The 21,551-nt window shown below is 54.5% G+C and carries 21 protein-coding genes; 10 read left to right on the top strand and 11 right to left on the bottom strand.

All coding sequences use genetic code 11. The features are described from left to right. Positions 1–128: 128 nt before the first annotated feature. Positions 129–611 (top strand): FKBP-type peptidyl-prolyl cis-trans isomerase, encoded by a 483-nt coding sequence (locus JFC11_RS00175; protein ID WP_009722554.1) that lies wholly within the window; start codon positions 129–131, stop codon positions 609–611. 63 nt (positions 612–674) lie between these two features. Here JFC11_RS00175 and nikR read toward each other — a convergent pair whose 3' ends face one another. Next, positions 675–1,076: a nickel-responsive transcriptional regulator NikR gene (gene nikR / locus JFC11_RS00180; protein ID WP_038482498.1), complete on the bottom strand. Its 402-nt coding sequence runs from the start codon at positions 1,074–1,076 to the stop codon at positions 675–677. A 106-nt stretch (positions 1,077–1,182) separates the two neighbouring features. Between nikR and JFC11_RS00185 the strand changes: the two genes are divergently transcribed. The 5 genes from JFC11_RS00185 to JFC11_RS00205 are packed head-to-tail and all read left to right on the top strand — an operon-like array spanning position 1,183 to position 6,035. Beyond that, positions 1,183–2,763: an ABC transporter substrate-binding protein gene (locus JFC11_RS00185; RefSeq protein WP_198348433.1), complete on the top strand. Its 1,581-nt coding sequence runs from the start codon at positions 1,183–1,185 to the stop codon at positions 2,761–2,763. Next, a complete protein-coding gene (locus JFC11_RS00190) occupies positions 2,754–3,734 on the top strand; it encodes an ABC transporter permease (protein WP_319618834.1) in 981 nt (326 codons plus the stop codon). Before JFC11_RS00185 ends, JFC11_RS00190 begins: the two co-directional genes overlap by 10 nt. Further along, positions 3,731–4,531, top strand: a complete 801-nt coding sequence (locus JFC11_RS00195; protein WP_095602368.1) for an ABC transporter permease — start codon at positions 3,731–3,733, stop codon at positions 4,529–4,531. The genes JFC11_RS00190 and JFC11_RS00195 overlap by 4 nt, the downstream gene beginning before the upstream one ends. Positions 4,532–4,546: 15 nt before the next feature. Further along, entirely contained in the window at positions 4,547–5,401 is an 855-nt protein-coding gene (locus JFC11_RS00200) for an ATP-binding cassette domain-containing protein (protein WP_232482727.1), read from the top strand. Then, on the top strand, positions 5,394–6,035 hold the full coding sequence (locus JFC11_RS00205; protein WP_198348435.1) for an ABC transporter ATP-binding protein: 642 nt from the start codon (positions 5,394–5,396) through the stop codon (positions 6,033–6,035). The genes JFC11_RS00200 and JFC11_RS00205 overlap by 8 nt, the downstream gene beginning before the upstream one ends. On the opposite strand, the gene JFC11_RS00210 is transcribed toward JFC11_RS00205, so the two are convergent. The 4 genes from JFC11_RS00210 to JFC11_RS00225 all read right to left on the bottom strand — a co-directional run bounded on the left by JFC11_RS00210 (position 5,992) and on the right by JFC11_RS00225 (position 10,930). After that, positions 5,992–7,179, bottom strand: coding sequence for an MFS transporter (locus JFC11_RS00210; protein WP_198348436.1), 1,188 nt, complete (start codon positions 7,177–7,179; stop codon positions 5,992–5,994). The genes JFC11_RS00205 and JFC11_RS00210 overlap by 44 nt on opposite strands. A gap of 36 nt (positions 7,180–7,215) precedes the next feature. Beyond that, on the bottom strand, positions 7,216–7,854 hold the full coding sequence (locus JFC11_RS00215) for a C40 family peptidase (protein ID WP_038482480.1): 639 nt from the start codon (positions 7,852–7,854) through the stop codon (positions 7,216–7,218). A 108-nt stretch (positions 7,855–7,962) separates the two neighbouring features. Then, on the bottom strand, positions 7,963–10,428 hold the full coding sequence (locus JFC11_RS00220; RefSeq protein ID WP_198348437.1) for a DUF1266 domain-containing protein: 2,466 nt from the start codon (positions 10,426–10,428) through the stop codon (positions 7,963–7,965). A gap of 259 nt (positions 10,429–10,687) precedes the next feature. After that, the gene (locus JFC11_RS00225) at positions 10,688–10,930 is read right to left on the bottom strand and encodes a GlsB/YeaQ/YmgE family stress response membrane protein (RefSeq protein ID WP_009722543.1); all 243 of its coding nucleotides are present in this window, start codon (positions 10,928–10,930) and stop codon (positions 10,688–10,690) included. Positions 10,931–11,097: 167 nt separating this feature from the next. Here JFC11_RS00225 and JFC11_RS00230 point away from each other — a divergent pair, with 167 nt between their 5' ends. From JFC11_RS00230 to JFC11_RS00245, 4 genes are read left to right on the top strand one after another with little or no spacing between them, the layout of a single operon-like run. After that, entirely contained in the window at positions 11,098–11,967 is an 870-nt protein-coding gene (locus JFC11_RS00230) for a D-hexose-6-phosphate mutarotase (protein ID WP_120385512.1), read from the top strand. 60 nt (positions 11,968–12,027) lie between these two features. Further along, complete coding sequence (locus JFC11_RS00235) at positions 12,028–12,216, top strand: hypothetical protein (RefSeq protein WP_198348438.1); 189 nt, start codon at positions 12,028–12,030, stop codon at positions 12,214–12,216. 4 nt (positions 12,217–12,220) lie between these two features. After that, positions 12,221–13,609 carry a YcjX family GTP-binding protein gene (locus JFC11_RS00240; protein ID WP_198348439.1) on the top strand — a complete coding sequence of 463 codons (1,389 nt, stop codon included), beginning with the start codon at positions 12,221–12,223 and terminating at the stop codon, positions 13,607–13,609. Then, complete coding sequence (locus tag JFC11_RS00245; RefSeq protein WP_038482464.1) at positions 13,606–14,643, top strand: YcjF family protein; 1,038 nt, start codon at positions 13,606–13,608, stop codon at positions 14,641–14,643. Before JFC11_RS00240 ends, JFC11_RS00245 begins: the two co-directional genes overlap by 4 nt. A gap of 69 nt (positions 14,644–14,712) precedes the next feature. On the opposite strand, the gene JFC11_RS00250 is transcribed toward JFC11_RS00245, so the two are convergent. The 6 genes from JFC11_RS00250 to JFC11_RS00275 form a co-directional block, all read right to left on the bottom strand. Beyond that, positions 14,713–15,834 carry an ABC transporter ATP-binding protein gene (locus tag JFC11_RS00250; protein WP_089038748.1) on the bottom strand — a complete coding sequence of 374 codons (1,122 nt, stop codon included), beginning with the start codon at positions 15,832–15,834 and terminating at the stop codon, positions 14,713–14,715. A 185-nt stretch (positions 15,835–16,019) separates the two neighbouring features. Next, entirely contained in the window at positions 16,020–16,898 is an 879-nt protein-coding gene (locus JFC11_RS00255) for a carbohydrate ABC transporter permease (protein ID WP_038482458.1), read from the bottom strand. Beyond that, positions 16,891–17,805 (bottom strand): carbohydrate ABC transporter permease, encoded by a 915-nt coding sequence (locus JFC11_RS00260; protein ID WP_198348440.1) that lies wholly within the window; start codon positions 17,803–17,805, stop codon positions 16,891–16,893. The genes JFC11_RS00255 and JFC11_RS00260 overlap by 8 nt, the downstream gene beginning before the upstream one ends. An 82-nt stretch (positions 17,806–17,887) precedes the next feature. Then, positions 17,888–19,183, bottom strand: coding sequence for an ABC transporter substrate-binding protein (locus JFC11_RS00265; protein WP_038482451.1), 1,296 nt, complete (start codon positions 19,181–19,183; stop codon positions 17,888–17,890). A 168-nt stretch (positions 19,184–19,351) separates the two neighbouring features. Next, the gene (locus JFC11_RS00270; RefSeq protein WP_198348441.1) at positions 19,352–20,824 is read right to left on the bottom strand and encodes an ATP-binding protein; all 1,473 of its coding nucleotides are present in this window, start codon (positions 20,822–20,824) and stop codon (positions 19,352–19,354) included. Continuing rightward, positions 20,821–21,546, bottom strand: coding sequence for a response regulator (locus JFC11_RS00275; protein ID WP_198348442.1), 726 nt, complete (start codon positions 21,544–21,546; stop codon positions 20,821–20,823). The genes JFC11_RS00270 and JFC11_RS00275 overlap by 4 nt, the downstream gene beginning before the upstream one ends. Positions 21,547–21,551 lie beyond the last annotated feature (5 nt).

Consider the following 21,551-nt stretch of genomic DNA (forward strand, 5'->3'; position numbering starts at 1 on the left):
TATCCCCGGTTACCCCGTGGCGCAATAGCGCCAAAGGAGTGAGAGGAGGAAAAAGCCTGCTTACCCCCTGACAAGCAGGCTCTCACGCGTTACCATGTTGGGACATGCACTCACCGAAAGGTTATTAAATGCAAATTGCGCAAAACTCGGTTGTCGCGTTCCACTACACCCTGACCAATGATGCAGGTGAAGTGCTAGACAGTTCCGAAGGCCGTGAGCCGCTGACGTATCTACACGGCGCTGGCAACATTATTCCGGGTCTGGAAAAAGAACTCGAAGGCCGTGCCGAAGGCGATAAGCTGAACGTAAAAGTAACCCCAGAAGAGGGCTACGGTGAAGTTCAAGAACAGCTGATGCAAGAAGTACCTCGCGATGCGTTCCAAGGTGTTGAAAGCATTGAGCCGGGCATGCAGTTCCAAGCCCAGACTCAAGGCGGCCCGCTGATGGTTACCGTCAAGAAAGTTGAAGGCGACACAGTTGTAGTTGATGGCAACCACCCGCTGGCTGGCCAACATCTTAACTTCGATGTTGAGATTGCAACCGTTCGTGAAGCGAGCCAGGAAGAAGTCGAGCACGGTCATGTGCACGGCGAAGGCGGCGTAGAGCACTAAGTTGCTTAACGCGTGCTTATAGGGCGGCCTAGAGCCGCCCTTTTTAATGGGCGCTCCCCCGCTTTACTCCTCAGGGATAATCACCAACTGTCCATAGCGCACGCTACGTGACGATGTCACTTCATCAGAAAACTGCTTCAACGCGCTGCCCTGCCCCTTTAATAACGCCACTTCCAGACAGCTGTCATGATTAATATGCACATGAAGCGTCGATAGCGTTAGATCATGATGATCATGAGAGTGTCGGGTTAAGCGTTTCGATAAATCTCGCGCCGCATGATCGTACACATAGACGAGCGCGCCCATACACGGCGCTTCGGGCGCAACCTCCTCTTTGGCCTGCTTTAACCCACTGCGTGTTAAATCGCGTATCGCTTCTGAGCGGTTTTGGTAGCCGCGCGCATGCATCAATGCATCGACCTCGCTCAGTAGTTCCTCATCCAGCGTTACCGTTACCCGTTGCATATTCTCTCCTAAACTAACGCCGCAAGCGCGGTGCTGCCGTGACTTCCAGCCCTTAGAGTATGATGTTATTGTAAAAACATCATACGGTTGGTTTCTGGGGTGTCTCATGCGTCGTACTATCTTACTGGGTCTGGCGGCTACGTGCGTCGCGTTTAGCTCCCCCGCCATCAGCAAAGAGCAATTGGTGTTGGCAATCGGCGGAGAGCCCGAGCAGGGATTCGACCCACTGCTTGGCTGGGGCCAGTACGGTAGTCCGCTTTTTCAATCGACGTTGCTAACCCGCGGACATGACCTTACACCAGAAGCCGGTTTGGCTACCGCGTGGACACTGTCAGAAGACCGACTCACCTGGATACTCACTCTGCGCGATGACGCTCGCTTTAGTGACGGCACACCGTTGACTGCCAAGGATGTTGCCTACACCTTTAATGCCGCAAAGCAAGCCGGTGGCCGGGCCGATTTAAGCGCACTGAACAAAGCCAGCGCCATCGATAATACAACCGTGGAGCTCTCTTTAAACGCGCCGCGTATTACCTTCATCGATCAGTTAATGACGCTTGGTATCGTTCCTGACGCTAACAGAGAAAACGGTTATCGCGAAGGGTACGGTAGACAACCGCTAGGCTCAGGCCCTTATCGGTTAGTTGAATGGCAAGAGGGCGAGCAACTAATTGTTGAGCGGAATTCCTATTTCCATGGCCCCATACCGCCCTTTGAACGACTGGTGTTTGTATTTACTGGCGAAGAGTCCACGTTAAGCGCGGCCCATGCTGGACAGCTCGACCTTGCCGCTGTAACGCCAGCACTCGCCACCAATCTGCCAAGCGATATGCAGCGCATCGTAATGGAAAGCGTCGATAATCGAGGTATTCTGTTTCCTATGCAGCCTGCCACGGGCGAGCAGGCCGCGTCTGGTGCGCCTATCGGTAACGATGTTACTGCCGATAGTGCGATACGCCGGGCGGTTAATCTTGCCCTTGATCGAAACACCCTCGTTGACGTCGCCCTAAATGGTTTTGGACGCCCCGCCTTTGGCCCTGCCGATGGGCTACCCTGGAGCCTGGATGACGAAGCCTTTACAGCGCCCGACAGCGACCGTGCCAATGCGCTACTCGATGCAGCAGGCTGGGAGCGCCATGCCGACGGGCTACGCTATAAAAACGGCCAGCCCGCCCGTTTTCGCTTGACCTACCCTGCCAGCGACACCAATCGCCAACTGCTCGCTCAGGTAAGCGCCGAGATGGTACGCCCGCTGGGCATTGAGATGCAGCCGACAGGCCGTCACTGGGACGAAATACAGCGTGAAGCACTGCACCAAGACGCCATCGTCTTCGGCTTTGGCAGCCACAGCCCACAAGAGGTGTACTACCTGTTTCATAGCCAGCACGCCGGGTTTGGCTTCTATAACAGTGGCTATTACTCAAACGCGACAGTGGATAACCACCTAGAAGCCGCTCAAGCGGCCGCAGGGGCAGAAGAAGCGAACCGCCACTGGCAAGCCGCCCAGTGGGATGGCAATACGGGCTATGGCTTTAGGGGAGATACTAGCTGGGCATGGATGGTTAACCTAGCCCATGTATATGCAGCCAATACCTGCCTGGACCTTGGGGAATTAGGCATTGCGCCTCACGGCCACGGCTGGCCAATTACCGCCAACCTGCTTGAATGGCGCTGGACGTGCGATTGATTAAGATCCTGGCAAGCCGCTTAGTACGGCTAGCATTGGTATTGCTGTGCGTCGCGATGGTGACGTTTGGGTTAGTCATGCTGTCGCCTATTGACCCTGTAGACGCCTATCTTGGCCCCCAAATGGCACAGGTAAGCCCCGAACAACGCGCCCTGATCGCTGAAAGGTGGGACTTTGATGCCTCGCCTGCCGTTCAATTTGGTCATTGGCTGAGCCAATTGCTAAGTGGCGAGCTAGGTTGGAGCCATATCTACAATCAATCGGTTAGCGAAGTTATCAATCAACGTTTCCAACGCTCTTTTATCTTGCTGGGTAGCGCTTGGCTAATGTCGCTGCTTGTTGGCTTTGCGCTGGGCGTCATCGCCGGTGCGAAAGAAGGCTCACCACTCGACCGGATGATTAGTGGCTACGCCTATGTCACCGCCTCAACGCCTGCTTTTTGGCTTGGCATGCTGGCAGTGCTGCTGTTCTCCGTTTATCTCGGCTGGACCCCGACCTGCTGCGCCGGGCCGGTGGGCGTACTCAACCAAGACGTTAGCATGCTGACTCGATTGCACCACTTAGTACTACCAATGACGACACTGGCCCTGCTAGGCATCGCCACAATCACCCTTCACACCCGCGCACGCATGATAGCGCTGATGAACTCCGAAATCGCCCTTCACGCTTTTGCCCAAGGAGCCAGCCGATCAGATATCGCCTGGCGTCATGGCCTACGTCATGCCAGCCTCCCGGCACTAACGCTCGCTTTTGCTTCGCTGGGAGAGTTGTTTGGCGGCTCAATATTAATCGAGCAGGTATTTGCCTACCCCGGCCTTGGACAAGCCACTGTTGAAGCAGGACTACGTAGTGACGTCCCCCTACTGCTTGGGATAGCGCTATTTACCGCGCTGTTTGTCAGTGTCGGCAATCTGATCGCAGATAGCCTGTATCCACTTATCGACCCACGCATGGCACAGGAACAGCTATGAGGATGATCCAACCACGCTTAGCCGCCGCTGGCTATATTGGTCTTCTACTCATAGTGTTGGTTTTGCTGATAAGTAGCCCATGGTGGGCAGGTCATAGCGCGGCACAAATGCAGTTTGATGCGCGCCTTATGCCACCGAGCACCAGCCATTGGCTGGGCACCGACGCTTTGGGACGCGAGCTATGGTCGCGAACACTGGCTGGGTTAAGGCTCAGCTTTTGGGTAGGGCTAAGCGCTGCGCTACTCGGCACACTCATTGCGTTGACACTAGCGACGCTAGCCACACTTTCAACCACGTTAGATGCGCTCGTTAGCCTGCTGATTGACACACTGCTAAGCGTACCGCATCTGATATTGCTACTACTGTTAGCCTTTGCTTTAGGTGGTGGTACACAGGCAGTGATTATTGCCGTGGCGCTTACCCATTGGCCAAGTTTAGCTAGGATACTGCGGGCGGAACTCTTTTCATTACGCCATGCTCCCTATGTCGCTATTTCCCAGGCACTAGGAAAAAGCCGCCGTTTTATTTTAGTACACCACTTACTCCCCCATTTAATTCCCCAGTGCATTGTTGGCGCACTGTTGTTGTTTCCTCACGCCATTCTGCATGAAGCCGCACTGACTTTTCTGGGCGTAGGTTTAGACCCAACCCAACCCGCTATCGGGGTATTACTCGCCGATGCCATGCGCTACTTAACCGGGGGCTTTTGGTGGTTAGGGGTATTCCCAGGCCTAGGGCTACTGCTGATGGTGCTATCGATTGATCGTTTAGCGGTGCAATTGCGTCGCGCTCTATAACGGGAGGAAGCTAGCATGCTGAATATAGAGAACCTGACGCTGCAATTGCCCTACTACAAGCACTGGTGGCGACGAGAGTGGACCACCTGCATTGATAACCTGTCGTTAAGCATACAACCTGGTGAAGTACATGCCGTCATTGGTGCATCTGGCGCCGGAAAAAGCCTGCTAGCTTACACAATTATGGGTTTACTGCCGGAAGCGGCAAAAACCAGTGGTCAGCTATTTTTTAAAGATGCGCCATTGACCACTGAGCGCCAGCGCCAGCTAAGAGGCCGCCAGTTGGCCCTCATTCCGCAATCGCTCAATGCCCTAGACCCTCTCGCGAGTAGTCAACGCCAAGTCAGTTGGGCGGCTCGCCGGGCAGGGCAAAGCAAGACCGTCGCTTGGCGCAGCGCACAGCGCGCACTAAATCATTATCAGCTCAATCATCACGCCCAACAGGCATACCCCCACCAGCTTTCAGGCGGCATGGCGCGACGTGTTTTAGCCGCCATGGCCCAAATAGGTAACGCTAGCCTGATTATTGCCGACGAACCAAGCGTAGGTCTGGATCCTCAACAGCGCGATCGTGTATTGGCCTCTCTAAAGGCACTCGCGCTTGAGGGGAAGGCCATCATGCTAATTACCCACGATTTGCGCCATGCATTACCCATAGCCGACCATGTAACGATACTGCGCCAGGGAAAGTGCATTGAAGCCACCCCTGCCATTGCCTTTCAAGGCAATGGGGAACAGCTTAAAAGCACCTATGCCTGCGCGCTATGGAATGCGCTACCCGACAACACCTTTAGTACTCAGGTGCGTGCTAAAGAAAGCGCCACCCATGCTGATGCCATCGACCCGCCTAAGGAGCCAACCATTGCTTGATGCGCAAAAAATAACCTTTGGCTTCCGTTCTCAAGCACCTCTATTAACGCAACTTTCGCTATCACTGGAACGGGGTGAATGGCTGGGGCTAAGCGGTGACTCAGGGGCAGGCAAATCTACGCTGGGAAAACTCTTGGCTGGCTTACTGCGGCCACAACAGGGTGGGATTTATGCCGACGATAAGCCATTCCCCTCTCGTGGACTGCGGCCGGTACAGTGGCTGCCGCAATCACCGGAGCTTGCCATCAACCCACGCTGGCGAGTAAAGAAAGTACTCTGCGAAGCATGGTGCCCTTCCGAATCATTAATGCAGGACTTTGGCATCCAACCTGATTGGCTATCGCGTTTTCCAAGTACCTTATCTGGTGGAGAATTACAGCGGGTATGCGTATTGCGGGCGTTAGCCCCAGGTGTGCGCTATCTGATCGCTGATGAAATATCGACTATGCTCGATCCCATCACCCAAGTGGAGCTATGGCAGGCAATAAAAAAGGTTGCCGACCGCCACCAGCTTGGCGTGCTAGTGATCAGCCATGACGCGGCACTGCTAGCGCGATTGTGTACTCGACGCCTCCATTTACAAGGCACGCTTAATGCAGTTCACGACGCTCGAAGCGCCATAAACCAATGCTAATGATTAGCGTGACGCAAAGCAGTAGCCAAGACCCCACCGCTACGCCCTGCCACTGCGCCCAGCGCCAAAATGGCTCTAGCCAGAATCCACCAATACTTGCCCCGAGGTAGTAAAACACCAAGTAAAGCGCTGAGGCACTGCCCCTAGCACCTTGTGCATAGCGCCCTACCCAACTAGAGGCCAGAGAGTGTGCTAAGAAAAACCCAAACGCGTTAATAGTGAGGCCAACAATAATCAGCGGCAGAGCATTGGCCAGCGTTACCGCCGTACCTAGCATCAAAATTAAGATGCCCACGCTCATGCAGCTCGCGGGTAAAAAACGTCCGGCTAATCGGCCTGATACCGTAGAGCCAAGCGTCCCTCCCAGATACGTCAGAAAAATCAGCCCCAAGCTGCTAGCCGCCAATTGATAAGGCTCCTCAGCCAAACGGAACGTAATATAGCTGTACTGATTGATAAAAATAAGAAAGTTAATTCCGCCCAGGCAATAAGCCGCCAACAGCACCGGCGTGCGTAGATGCCCGAGCAGATCATCGGCCGCTTGGCGAAATTTAAAACGCTTGGGTGTAAAGGCCCGACTATTGGGTAGCAGTCGCCAAAAAACCGCGCACCCGGCTACCGTCATGATTCCTACCGCTAAAAATGCCGCCGAGGGGCCACCTAAGGTCGCCGCTCCACCGCCTACAATTCGGCCGCTAATACCGCCCAGCGAATTGGCACCAATATACAGACCAACCGCACTGAGCAAAGCGGGCTTTTCAAACTCATCCCCCATCCATGCAATCGCAACGGCTGGCAACCCGCCCAGCACAAAACCCTGCAGTAAACGCAGCAATAATAAGCTTTCGAACGTAGGTGCAAAAGCCAATGCGAGGGAGAGACCGCCTGCTAATAGCAACGTGATGCGCATAATAGCCTCACGACCAATCGCATCAGACAGCGGGCCAAATACGAGTAGCGCGAAAGCAAGGGAAAGCGTGGAGGCGGACATTAAAAAACTAACACCTAAGGTAGATACCCCATAGGTGTCCTTCAGCCCGGGTAGCAGCGGTTGCGGGACATATAAGTTGATAAAAACAAGGAACGACCCCAGACAAAGAGCCGCAGTCGCGCGCCACCAGGCGCGCGTTCTAGCCTCAATCATGTGATGTCCACACTATACAAAGCTGATAGCAGACATTTACGGCATATAGCGGTTACTAAGCTGGGCTAAGTTGGTCGGCTCTAGCGCGCGCCGAGCCTGCCAATAGTAGCGCTGCCAATAGCTGTTATCCAAACGAGAGATCATGACTCCTTTGGAAGAGGACGCGTGTAAAAAACGGCCATCCCCTACATAAATGCCTACATGGTTATATTGACCTGGAGGGCGGAAGAAGACCAGATCGCCCGCCTGCAGCTCTTGGCGGTCGATCGGGCGTCCCTCATGCACTTGATCACCCGTCGTGCGTGGAAGCTCTAAATTAAACGTATCCAGAAATACATTTTGTACCAGTGCCGAACAGTCGATTCCACTGTCTGAGCTACCACCGATGCGGTACGGCGTCCCAGCCCATCGCTGATGCTGTTCTAATAGTGCCTGACGAATGATTGTAGGTGGCGGCGTCTGAAGGCTACGCAGTTGGCCAGTGGCGTTACTGACCGGGGACATTGCAAGGTTTTCACCTTCTGCCAATCCCGGCAGCGCCATTGAGAAATAATTCTCGGGTGGCTCCATGCCCTGGCGTGAGGCAGAGCCCGCACAACCAGTTAAAACAGCAACAACAGCACAAACACTTACAACACGGACAGCGGTCACAGCGGGGTGTGGCGACGCAACCATGCGCTTAACCTCGTAACAATAAAAATATTTAATGGGAATGAGGTATGAAAAAACTCATTTTTTTTCAAACCCTGGACTATAAGCTAATTACCCTGTGCTTGGCGAGCTTCAATGTAATATTCGCTGATCGCCCGGTAACGTATCGATATGTAGCGGCGCAAAGTGGCGTGGTTTATTACCAGGAAAATCAAGGCTCGCCCAAGGGCCAGCCAGTATAGGGGCACCACACAACCATGCGACTAGCGCCTGCCGAAACCCAGCCAGAAAGCTTTCTCGCTCAGGTGTTTCGCCCATAAAAAACGAAAAACCGGCGTACATTCCCGTGGAGTACTCTTGCCAGCCAGAATAGTGATTAGCTGCCAGCTTATAAGCACGATCCAACACGTCGGCAAACGCTTGCCGGTCTAACCAGCCAAGCTGGCGCGCCGCAATGGCGAGGTCGACTAATTGAGCAATGTCCCAGGCAGCCATATCTACATCGTTACAACCATCTTCATTACTTTGCACCCGACGCAAGCGAAGCAGATGATGGCGCTCCTCCTCGGCACAATCACCCGACTCTAAAATAGCGATTTCGGCATCTAAGCGATCAGGATTAAGTGTGTAGGGCGCATAGTTAATCTGGTACTCCTGGCGATCCCCAGACTCGAGCATGAAGGTCAAAAATTCCTGCATGTCATCAGCACTGGTCAGATGATAATGGCTTTCCACCCATTCGCGGATATCAGCGCACTCTCTAGGGCTTTCCACTTGAGGCTCACTCCACACAGCGCTATTAAGCGGCCCAACCAGCGACATGGCCGTAAAATGACTTAGCGTTGGCCGCTCGCCAGGTTCACACCACGCATCAGGACGCCAATTTAACCAATGGAAAAGACTGCCGGGATCCTCTAAGTGCCAGGCAATTTCATTAATCAGTGAGTCGTGTTCCGGCTCTGGTAAGCAGCTTTCCCAAGCAAACCATGCTTCAAGCAAACGCTTAGGTGTGGCATAAAAGCGACACAGGCAACTACGCAAAGCGTTGGCATGCGTCATCAGTGGTTCACGCTCAAATAGGCTGCTATCTAGCGCCATATGTAAGTAGAACGCGAACTTCTCTGCCATATGAATAGTGGCAGCATGACGGCTAACCCCTTTTACTGCATGACGTTGCTTTAGCTCATCAGGCGTAGGCTGACCAAACGGCGTCTGCGATGGCGGCATAACGCCATGAACGGCGTCTGCGGCAAGCTGATTAAGATGGTGCGCCTGGGCCGGTAGCCAATAGCGCACTAACGCTTGGTGTCCCTCATCAGCATGCAGATCTAAAGAATCCTGAAGATAGACCGCCGCCTCGGCACGGCGCTGCTCTGAAATAGGCGCTGATGGATTCAACTGACGCAGCATTACATCAGGTTCTCGCACGCTGGCCAGGGCCAGTAACCAATGATGGGAAGTATTTCTCCACTGTTTAATGCGTTCACGAGACGCACTCAGCGTTAGCTCATCCAGCAGCGAGCTTAGTGGACATTTCCATGGACTATGAGGCGCCTGCGTCAGTAGCTTATGGCGTGTACTCGGCGTCATACCACGCCGATCGACCCCTTCAAACAAGCTTTGGCCTCGCATATAGGCTTTCAGCACCGCGTACCAATCATGGTAACGACGGCTTATTAAGTCAGCCGCATGCGCTGCGAGATCATCAGCCTCCGCTTGGCTTAACCAGCCGCAACAAGCGCCCGCCCACGCCAATTCAACCAGTCGTAGCCAATCCCAAGCGGCCCACTCCAGTGGCTCACCTTGGCTGACGAATGTAGTCAACACCGGTGCGTAAGGGGCATCTGCAACAGCACCCCGCTGCCACTCTTGCCGCTGAGCATGGTCCATAGTGAGCAGTTCACGGGCTTCGATATCCCAGCTCTGCCGCTCCCCCTGGGCGCTTAACCACAGCATCACTTCAAGCAACTGATCACGATCATGAACCTGCCAGATACGTACTAGCCATTCGGGGGCGTCTGGCCAGTCAGCAGCACTTGCCGGGTAACTGAGCACAGAGCGAAAAAGCGCACATAGACGCCACGGCTGTGCTGATTGGCTCTCTGGCCATAGCGCCTGGGGTTCAGGCAATCGTGCCAGTGCGGCGTCAAGAACTTGCCAAGTGATGCCTTCGCCTTCACTTTCTAAATCCGCTAGCGCCTGACAAGCGTCAATAAAGCGATCATCCGCGCCGGTTTCCCACCCTTTCACGCCAAGCGCTCGGCGCAGGTCGGAAAGCCAAGCGCGCAGATCGCTGTAATCAGACGTAATACGAAGGGTAATATGATGCGCCCACGTTTGCGCCTGAGATTGTGTCAGCCAGCCTGCCGCGCCTGCTAGCGCTGCCCACTCTAGCGCCCCCAATAGTCGATCAGCTTCACCGGCTGGGGCATCCAGCGCAAAAAAGAGCTGATCAGCCAACTCGCCACGGTGTGCAATACCCAGCTGTAGCAGACGTTGTTCGGCCGCTCCCGCATCCACCGTCAGCGGATGCGGCGTAAAGGCCCAATCACACAGCACGAGCTGTTGAGCCCACCAGGCATTCAGTGCATCGGCCAAAAGACACCTCTAAGAAACAGGAAGCTATTAATGAAAATAAAAAAGAGTGAGCAGCCTACACAATAAGGCCGCTTAAAATAAAAAGAGACGTCATTATAACGACATCGTCAAAATGGCATTGCTAAGAGGGCATAGTGTAACGGAAAGTGGCGCGCAGGCCGATAGCGATGAAACGTTAAAACGAGGCAAAAAACGAGCGCCTAAAACAGCACTGCCCGGCGCAGGGCCGGGCAGTAAATAATGCACTAGGTTGGCTATGCTAAGCGCTTTTAACTTTACTGATTATCCATAGCAACACTACTGCACCGACAGTTGCGGTCACCAACGAACCGATAAAACCGCCCGCTTGCAGACCTAACAGGCTAAATAAAAACCCGCCAAGCACTGCGCCAACAACACCGACACCAATATTACCCAAAATACCAAAACCACCGCCACGCATGATGTTGCCAGCGATCCAGCCAGCCAAACCACCAATAATCAACCACGCAATAAAGCCCATAGCGCCTCCTTGATGTTCACTTTCGTCAGGGGTTTACCTATAACATCTTAACTGCAACGTTTTATCCGCAGTGTTTTACGTATAACTGTTGCTTGTCCTACCATAGCATACGGCCCTACGGTCCTACGGTCCTGCCCATTTGATCCCCTTCCTTACAAGGAAACCCTATGATTCCCGATTCTCTCAAGCAATTACTTTCCGATGTAGACGGCCACCAGCAGGTAACCTGGCAAGGGCGCGACATAGCGCTGTTCAAGATGGCTTGGGGAGAAATGGCAATTAGCCTACAGGGTGCACAAGTGCTGCATTTTGCACCCGCTGACGACACCGGCTGGCTTTGGGTTACCCCCACACCGCAGGCGCTTCCTGGTGCGATCCGTGGTGGTATTCCCCTATGCTGGCCCTGGTTTGGCGACGAGCGCTATGCCGATGAAAGCCCTGACCGTAACGGCCCTTTTCACGGGCTTGCCCGTCATGCTCAGTGGCGTTTAGACGCGATTGATGATCACGCTGAAGGTATTGAAGTGCATCTCTCTCCTATCGAGCGCCTACATAGCCAGCTAACCGCTCGCGTCGTCATTCAAGCGAATGCCCAACGCTTGAACGTCGAATTAATTAGCGAAAATATTGGCGAAGTACCGGTCAAAATCAGCGGTGCGCTACATACCTATTTGGCTGTTAGTGATGTGCACCAGTGCCGCCTGGAAGGGTTGGCCGGCGCACGTTATTTAGACAAACTGCGCGGTTTTGGCGAAGACCAACAACAGGGTACGCTGGCCATTCGCGGAGCCGTCGACCGTATTTATCACACCAATGAAGCCGTACTGTTGAACGATGGGCAGCGTACGCTTCGTATTGCCAAACAATCCAGCGATTCCACCGTGGTGTGGCACCCAGACAGCGATTTGCCCAGCGATACGCCAGCCGACGCGGCACGTCACTTTTTTTGCGTTGAAGCTGCTAACACCCGCCTAGATCCAGTATGGCTAGTCCCCGGCGCACAACACCTATTAGGTACGACATTAAGCCGCGGTTAATCCTCGGTTCATCAAGGCTTTGTTATCATCAAGGCAATTAATGTTTTTAAGGGAGACATAATGGATCCACAGCAATGGCTGGAGGCTGCCACCTTTGCCTTTAACCTGATCGGCATGGTGGTATGCTTAGTTGGCTTAACACTTGCGCAAAAAATGCAGCGCCGCTGGCCAGGGTATTGCGTCGCTGTGGTTGGGTTTATCATCGCCACCCTACCCATGCTTTCCCAGGTTGTACTAATAAGGAATTGATAGGATGCGCCAGCCGTTAAGTCGCGAACTGAGCAATTTATTAGAGCGAGGCCGTGACCGGCAATTAAGGCTGGCGGTAACGGGGCTGTCTCAGGCAGGGAAAACCGCGTTTCTAACGTCTCTGGTTAACCAACTGCGCCACGCTGGGGTAGAGGCTCAACTAGACTTGTTACCCGCCGCCCGTGAAGGGCGTTTGCTGGGTGCGCAGCGGTTGAACCAGCCTGACCTTGGCGTGCCGCGTTTCCCCTATGATCCTGGCATGGCGGCGCTACGTGCGACGCCGCCGCGCTGGCCCGAACCCACCCGTGGCATCAGTGAATTGCGCTTACAGCTACGCTACCGCCCTGCCCAACAAGGCTGGTTTACCCCAGATATTGCCCACTTAACCCTCGACTTGTTCGACTACCCAGGCGAGTGGCTGCTGGATTTACCCCTGCTACAGCACGATTTTTACAGCTGGTGCCAGGCGCAGTCACTGCATGAAGGGCCACACCGGAAGGTGTTATTCAGCGAATGGCTAGCGGAGGCTGAACAACTAGACCCTGCCGCCGAGGCTGATGAAGCTAAACTGGCAGCGCTCGCAGATGCCTATGCCCAAGGTCTTCGCCGGGCTAAACAGGCAGGATTTTCCGATCTTCAGCCAGGACGTTTCTTGCTCCCTGGCGAGCTAGATGGCGCGCCAGTACTGCAATTTTTTCCGCTACCTGAATTAAATGCACCTAAAGAAACCCTGGAAGCACTACCTGATACTAGTATTTACGCCACCTTGGCCGCGCGCTTTCGTTACTATCAGCAGCAAGTGGTACGGCCCTTTTATCGTGACCATTTCCGTCGTTTCGACCGTCAGATTGTGCTGGTCGATGTGCTTGGTGCGCTTAATGCCGGGCCGGAACGCTTTGAAGACCTCTCCCATGCGCTGCGCCAGCTGATGCAAAGCTTCGATTACGGCAAGCGCAGCCTGTTGACGCGTCTATTTGCGCCGAAAATAGACCGTCTGGCCATTGCTGCAACTAAAGCTGACCACGTGACGCCCGACCAACACGGCAATGTTGTGCAACTGCTGGAGGCGTTACTTGCTGAGCCACTTAAAGACCTGCGTTTTGCCGACATTCCGGTGAAGGCATTGTCACTGGCTGCCATACGCGCCACTGAAGCCCGTGAAGTGCTCCACGAAGGCAAGCGCACCCCCGCGCTAAAAGGCACTACCCTTGAAGGCGAAGATGTACTGGTCTACCCAGGTGACGTGCCAAACCGTCTTCCGAAACCCGATTTTTGGCTGCAGCAGGGCTTCGACTTTCCCAGCTTTCGCCCAATGTCTGTTGACAGCGAAGCGCTTTCACACATCCGCATGGACGCCGCTATCGACTGGCTGATTGGAGATAAATTGATATGAGTAATCCTCAGCCGCGCCGGGATTTCCAGACAGAAGAAGCACCCGCCCCCAGCCCCGAACAGTTGCGGCAGCGTGAAAGCTTTGCCGCGACTGAATCGCATCAGCCGCTAACTCCCCAGGCAGACCTCCAAGCACTTCCGGAAGCGAGCCTGAGCACACCCCGAAAGCGCCGTTGGGGGTTGATGTTTGCCCTGGTAGGCGGTGCCACTTTGGGCAGCGTAGAACTTGCCACCGGCATTCCAGACGCCTTTTCCCAGTCACAGTGGATGACCATGGCCTGGCAGCTGTTTGGCATTAGCTTGATTGGTTTAGGCGGTCTGTCGTTGTTGAAAGAGCTTGGCCGCCTGCGCCGCTTAAAGCGCCATGACCGATTACGCCATGACCTAGCCGAGCTGCCACAACGCTCTACCAAGCAAGCCCAATCCATGGCAGAGCAGCTCAAGCGCCAGCTAAAACTGAGCGACGATGATCCTCATTGGCAGGCGTTTCAACGCGCCTGCCAGCCCCACCATAGCGGTGAAGAGATACAAACACTGCTGCGCTACCACCTACTGGCACCCCGCGACCGCGAAGCCCAACGCCTGATTACCCGCATGTCTGGCGAAACGGCCATTATGGTGGCTATCAGCCCGCTTACATTGGTGGATATGGCACTGGTGGCCTGGCGCAGCCTTGCCATGGTCGACAGACTCTGCCGACTTTATGGATTGGAACTAGGCTATGCCAGTCGCTTGCGGCTTTTCCGTAATGTGCTGCATAACATGGCCTTTGCTGGGGCCAGTGAACTGGCCACTGACGCCAGCATGGATATGCTTTCGCTTGATTTGGCAGGCAGGCTTTCCGCCCGTGCGGGCCAAGGCTTGGCCACAGGCCTACTGAGCGCCCGTTTAGGGCTACGCGCCCAGCGTCTATGCCGCCCGGTGGCCTTTACGGATGAAGAGCAACCCAAGCTGGCCGATCTACGCCAAGACCTATGGAGGCAAATCAAACGGCTCGATAAAGAGCCTACCCCCGCCACGCGTCATCAAAAGTAAGCGCATTTTGTAAGCTAGCGCTCCCTCCCACAAAGTAGCGCTGAATGCCTTTGTAGGAGGCCGATCTATTTACGCCAAGCGCTGTTCAGTCTCGGCATCAAACAGCACGGCGCGGGCCATATCGACGCGTAGCGACAAGCGTTCGCCGGGGGCAATTGCGCACTTGGGCCCTACCCTAGCGGTGATTTCCTGCTCTCCCAGCGGCAGGCGCAGCAGAATATCGGCACCGGTCGGCTCAACGACGCTTACCTTGGCCTCCATTAATGTCCCTTCTGCTTGCTCGCTCAACCGAACATCCTCCTCGCTGAAGTGTTCTGGTCGCAGCCCAAGAATAATTGGCTTATTCAGCTGTTCCACAAGCCCCGCTGCATTGCGTCCAGAGGGCCATGGCAGCAAGAGATCGTCTTCATCAGGGGTGGCAATACGTAGTGCATAGCCATCGCCCGCCGCCTCCAACGTCGCGCGAATAAAGTTCATCGATGGTGACCCCATAAAGCCTGCGACGAACATATCGACCGGGTTGTTATACACCTCATCAGGGCTACCAAGCTGCAGGATATTGCCATCACGCATCACCGCAATGCAGTCGGCCAGGGTCATTGCTTCGACTTGGTCATGAGTGACGTAAACAATTGTGGTGCCTAAGCGCTGGTGGAGCTTTTTAATCTCGGTACGCATATCCACCCGCAGCTTTGCGTCCAGATTTGATAGCGGCTCGTCAAATAGATATACCTTGGGCTCACGTGCCAGCGCCCGCCCCATGGCCACCCGCTGACGCTGGCCACCCGAAAGCTGAGCAGGCTTACGTTCAAGCAAGTGGGAGATTTGCAACAGGTCGGCCACGCGCTCTACGGCACCGACCCGCTCGGCTTTGGGCACCTTGCGCATTTCCAGCCCAAAGCTGATATTTTGCCGTACGGTCATGCTGGGATAGAGCGCGTAGGACTGAAACACCATGGCAATATCCCGCTCAGCGGGCGTGCGCCAAGTGACGTCTTCGCCGTCGATATAGATATTGCCGCTAGTCACTGGCTCCAGCCCGGCGATGGCGTTCATCAGCGTGGATTTACCACAGCCAGATGGCCCCACCAAAATCAGGAACTCACCGGAGTCAATCGAAATACTGACATCTTTCAGCACCCGCTCGCTGCCGAACTCTTTGCGCACGTTGTGAATTTCTAACGCTGCCATAATGAAAATCCCATTGTAAGACTGCTGACAAAGTTGTTATTCCGGTCTGAACAACCCTTGGCGGGGGCGCTGTAAATCCTTCCCTGGACGCTACTTTCGCCATCCATGGCGAAAGACCCCCGCTACGGGTTGATTCTGACCTTGCTAAAGAAACCTTTAGAAAGTTGTCACCAATCTGATTGTTATTAGCCTTTCACGGAGCCTGCCGTCAGCCCGCGCACGAAATACTTTCCGGCCAGCACATACACCACCAGCGTTGGCAGTGCTGCAATCATCGCGGCAGCCATATCGACGTTGTACTCACGCACACCGGTGGACGTATTGACCAAATTGTTGAGCGCCACCGTCACCGGTTGGGTGTTATGAGCCGAAAACGCTACGCCAAACAGGAAGTCATTCCATATCTGGGTGAATTGCCAGATGACTGACACCACAATAATCGGCGCGGAAACCGGTAATAAAATGCGCCAGAAAATACGGAAGAATCCCGCGCCATCCAGCTTCGCCGCAGAGACCAGCTCGTTAGGAATTCCGACATAAAAGTTGCGGAAAAACAGCGTGGTGAAGGCAATGCCAAAAACCACATGCACCAGAATCAGCCCCGCACGTGAACTGGAAAGTCCTAACCAGCCCAAGGTTTGTGCCATTGGTAACAGCACCACCTGAAACGGGATAAAGCAGCCAAATAGCATCAATGCAAAGACCAATTCAGAGCCTTTAAAGCGCCATTTGGTCAGCGCATAGCCGTTTAGCGCCCCAACCGTGGTGGAGATCAGCACGGCAGGAATCACCATCGCAAAGGAGTTCCAAAAATAACCGCCGACACCTTCACAGCGCATACCAGTACACGCTTCTCCCCAGGCTTTCGTCCAGGGCTCAAGGGTTGGGTTTTGCGGCAGCGATAGCAGCGTTCCCGCACTTATTTCGCTCAACGGTTTGATAGAGGTCATCAGCATGACCACCATCGGCAGGATATAAAACAGCCCCGCCACAATCAGTACGCCATAAAGCACAGCACGCAACAGCCGTGCGGCAGGCGTTTGCCGACGAATCACGTTAGCCATGTTTACGGCTCCTTAGTTCGGAATAGAGGTAAGGAATCAAAATCGCCAGAACACCACCGAGCATTAACATAGCGCTAGCAGAGCCGAGCCCGATCTGAGCACGATTAAAGGCGTGGGTGTACATAAAGGTGGCGGGCAGATCGGTGGCATAACCAGGCCCGCCGCCAGTGAGTGCTACCACTAAATCAAAGCTCTTAATCGCAATATGGGCCAGAATCATCACCGCGCTGAACACCACCGGACGCAGGCACGGCATCACCACCCGCCAGTAAATGCGCGGCAGGCTAGCACCGTCTAACTGAGCAGCTTTGACGATGCTGTCATCAATGCCCCGCAGCCCTGCCAAAAAGAGCGCCATCACAAAGCCGGATGCCTGCCAAACCGCTGCAATCACCAGGGTATAAATCGCCATATCAGGATCAACGATCCAGTCGAAGCGAAACGACTCAAACCCCCAGCTTTGCACCATCGCCTGAATGCCCAGCTGGGGATTCAGCAGCCACTTCCATACCACGCCTGTCACAATAAACGACAGTGCCATGGGGTAGAGATAAATCGTGCGCAGCGCGCCCTCTTGGCGAATTTTCTGATCCAGTAGAATTGCCAACAGCGCGCCAATCACCAAACAAATTACAATAAACAGCACGCCAAACAGCATCAGGTTGGTAGAGGCTATCCACCAACGCTCGTTGGCCATTAGCCGCGTATATTGGCCAAAACCAACAAAATCGTAGCTAGGCAACATACGCGAGCTGGTTAGCGACAACACAAAAGTCCAAAACATAAAGCCGTAAACAAAAAACAGAGACACCGCAACAGAAGGGGCAAGTACCAAACGGGGTAGCCAGGCTTGAAGCCAGCCAGACGCCGTCGGCCGCACTGCAGTGCGCGTCGTGGGTTCACTCATGAGAATATCCCTCGCCAGTCAGCCGCTAGCACCGCCGTTGCGGCGGCGCTAGTTACGTCACTTATTAAAAGTACGCAGTGGCTTAGAAAGAGGCGGTTTCAGCCGCACTTACCAACCGTTCAGCAGCTTCTTCGGCGGGCATATTGGTATCATTGAAGTAGTTGGTCACAACATCAAAGATCGCCCCCTGGACATCCGCGCGCACCGCCATCCCGTGAGCCAAGCTGGGGACTAAACCACCTTCATCAGCGGTGCGCTGGAAGTCAGCAAGCGACTGCTGAGCACAGCTATCAAACTCACTGATATCTAGGTCGGATCGCGCAGGAATAGAGCCTTTGGCAAGGTTAAAAGCTTCCTGGAAGGTTGGCTCTAAGACTAAGCGTGCCAGGGTCTGCTGAGCATCACGCCCAGCGTCGTCGGTCATACGAAACATCGTTAGGCTATCGATATTCAACGTAAAGGCGTCTTCAGTGCCGGGCGCAGCCGCGCACAGATAGTCTTCACCGGCAGTAAGGCCTGCGGCGGTGAACTCCCCTTTGGCCCAGTCACCCATTATCTGGAAGCCTGCAGTGCCTTCAATGACCATGGCGGTGGCAATGTTCCAATCGCGGCCAGACATGCCCTCATCCATCAGCTCACGTAGACGCTTAAAGTCTTCTAGCGCAGCGATCATCTGTTCCCCACCAAGCGCCTCTGGGTCTAGCTCCACCAGCGCCTGCTGATAAAACTCGGCTCCCTGGCTACCCAGCACGACACTTTCAAACACCGTCGCGTCTTGCCACGCTTGGCCACCATGGGCTAGCGGTACAAAACCCGCCTCACGGATGGCTTCACCGGCGGTAAAAAGCTCATCAAGCGTGGTGGGCATTTCAACGCCTGCCGCTTCTAGAACGTCAGGGTTCGCCCATAGCCAATTAACGCGGTGAACGTTCGCGGGAACGGCAACATAGTGGCCGTCGTAGCGCATAATATCGGCAACTATTTCGGGCAGCAGGTCATTCCAGCCTTCAGCGGCAGCGACCTCGTCTAAATTACCCAGAAGGCCGAGCTTGCCCCACTCTTGAATTTCAGGGCCATTAATTAGCGCAGCGGAAGGTGGGTTACCAGACATTGCACGAGACTTAAGTACCGTCATGGCGGTTTCACCACCACCCCCGGCCACAGCAAAATCCTGCCAGCCATAGCCTTCGGCTTCCATTAACTCTTTGAGGACGTTTGCTGCGCGGGCTTCACCGCCGGATGTCCACCAGTGCAGCACTTCCACTTCGTTGGCTTGGGTGGTGCTGGCCGCCATGCTGGTGCCAGCCGCCACGGCTAATGCGAATACGGACTTTTTAAACGTAGGCACGTTAAATACGGGCATATTGATACTCGGCATGAATAGCTCCTACTGTTGTTATTGTGCTGTTGTTTTTGTGCTTATGAGATGTCGTTGCTGATGATGCTCGACTGAACGACTCACAGCAGAGTACGCCACCCTGGCACACAACGGGAGTTACCGAGTCCTGCATAGTCTTGGCAATTTATTAATAGTGTTAGGGTTTTATTACAAGTCAGTAACACTCGTTTGGCGCGGTAGCGTTAACATGGCCACTAGCCCACCTGCCGAGTGATTCGATAAGACGATATTGCCTCCATGGGCACGGGCAATATGTCTGGCAATACCAAGCCCCAGGCCACTTCCACCGGTGTAACGGCTTCGGGAGGCTTCCAGGCGTACAAAAGGTGAAAATACTCGGGAAAGCTGCGCATCAGGAATACCTGGCCCATTATCATGAATGCGCAACGTTACGATGCCCGCCTGCTCTTCCAGCGTTACGGTTGCTTTCTGGCCGTAAAACACCGCGTTTTCAAGCAGGTTTGCTAAGCAACGTTTTAGCGCCAGAGGCTTAACGGTTAGTGGTAACACAGCGCCATGAGGTGACACCTCGCCGCCGTACAGACGTAACCCTTCGGCAATCTCCAACAGCAACGCGTTAAGATCCGTGGGCTGGGGTTCTTCATGCAGGTCCAACCCTTTGACCGAGGCCAGTGCGCCTTTGACCAGCTCACTCAACTCATCAAGTGAGGCGCAAAAACGTTCACGCTGAGCCGCATCATCGAGCATTTCGGCACGCAGCCGCATGCGTGTAATGGGCGTCTTAAGATCATGAGAAATCGCCGAAAACAGCCGCTCGCGCTCATCAATCTGTTCTTGAATACGCCGCTGCATACGATTAAAGGCCGCTGCGGTGGCGGCCACTTCTTTAGGGCCGCCCTCTTTAAGTGGTGGGCTATCCAAGTCATCACCCAACTGGCGTGCTGCTCGGGAAAGCCGCGCCAACGGCCGAGTCACACTGGTAATACCAAGTAACGAAAGCGCCAGCACGCTTAACAGCACCAACACGCCGACTAATAAACGCTCTTCAGACAGCCAACGGTAGCCGCTAAAAATATCCGGCACGCCCAGCAGTGTGGCCACGTAAAGCCAGGTATCCGGAGCCAGCTCCAACTGCACCACTAAGATAGGGGGCGAAAGCGGCTCCATTAACAGACTGTGCTGCCCCCAACGGGGTGGTAAATCGTAAAGCAGCACTTCGTTATTGAAGACACGCAAGCTTTCCGGGCGGGAAAATTCCACCACCACATCGTCAATGGAGAGCTGCTGGGTCAAAATAGAGCGCACGTTGTCTACCACGACCTCTTTTTCCGGGCCGCTGCCAATATCTTCGACATGAATGCGTCGCTCATTCACGCTGACAAAAAAACGCGTGCCGCCCATGCTTCGCAGCTGATCCAACACAATGTGCCGATAATCTACCGGCAGCGAACGGAAAAACCGCATGGTCGAGGCAATACTGAAGGCCATGTTGCTGGAAAGCTCATCTAACTGTTCAAGCTGGCTGGCCCGCACCTGAGAAGTCCATAGCGCATAGCTAGCCGCTTGAGCAACCAGCACACCCGTAATCATAATGACCACAAAGCGCCCACGTAGACTGCTTGGCAACCAACCCGCGAGGATGCGCTTTACGCCCTTCACGAAGCAGCTTCAACCCTAGCGGTTAACACATAGCCAGCCCCACGCACGGTGCGAATCAGTTGAGAGTGCTGTGCATCTTCCCCCAGCCGCTGGCGCAAGCGGCACACATGTACGTCAATCGAGCGATCTAGCGGTGGTGCTTCACGGCCGCGGGTCAATGTGTAGAGATCATCGCGAGTAATGACGGTGGCAGGCCGTTCCAGAAACACCTGCAGTAATTGAAAGTCTGCGCCGGAAAGTGCGGTGCGAATACCTTCCTGGTCGATCAGCTCGCGGGTCATGCGGTCCAGTTGCCAGTCGCCAAAACGTACCCAGCGAGCCTCTTGGGTTGGCGCGCCAGTTGCTGCCGGGCGGGCTCGGCGTAACACCGCTTTAATCCGCGCCAGCAACTCACGAGGATTGAAGGGCTTAGCGATATAGTCATCAGCGCCTAACTCAAGCCCCAAAATGCGGTCGGTATCATCGGCACTGGCGGTGAGCATAATAATCGGCGTATCGCTGGTTTTTCTCAGTTCCCGGCAGATGGTAAAACCGTCATCCCCCGGCATCATGATGTCAACGACCAACAACTCTGGCGCTTGATCAACCAGTTGCTGATACAGCGAATCTGCGCCGTCGGCGGTCAACACGTGATAGCCGTGACGCCCTAAATAGTCTGCCAACAGTTCGCGGATTTCCGAGTCGTCATCAACGACCATCAAGGTAGCGGGCGTGGTTGTCATGGTAG

It is taken from the genome of Vreelandella alkaliphila (genome assembly GCF_016107625.1).
Lineage (GTDB): Bacteria > Pseudomonadota > Gammaproteobacteria > Pseudomonadales > Halomonadaceae > Vreelandella > Vreelandella alkaliphila.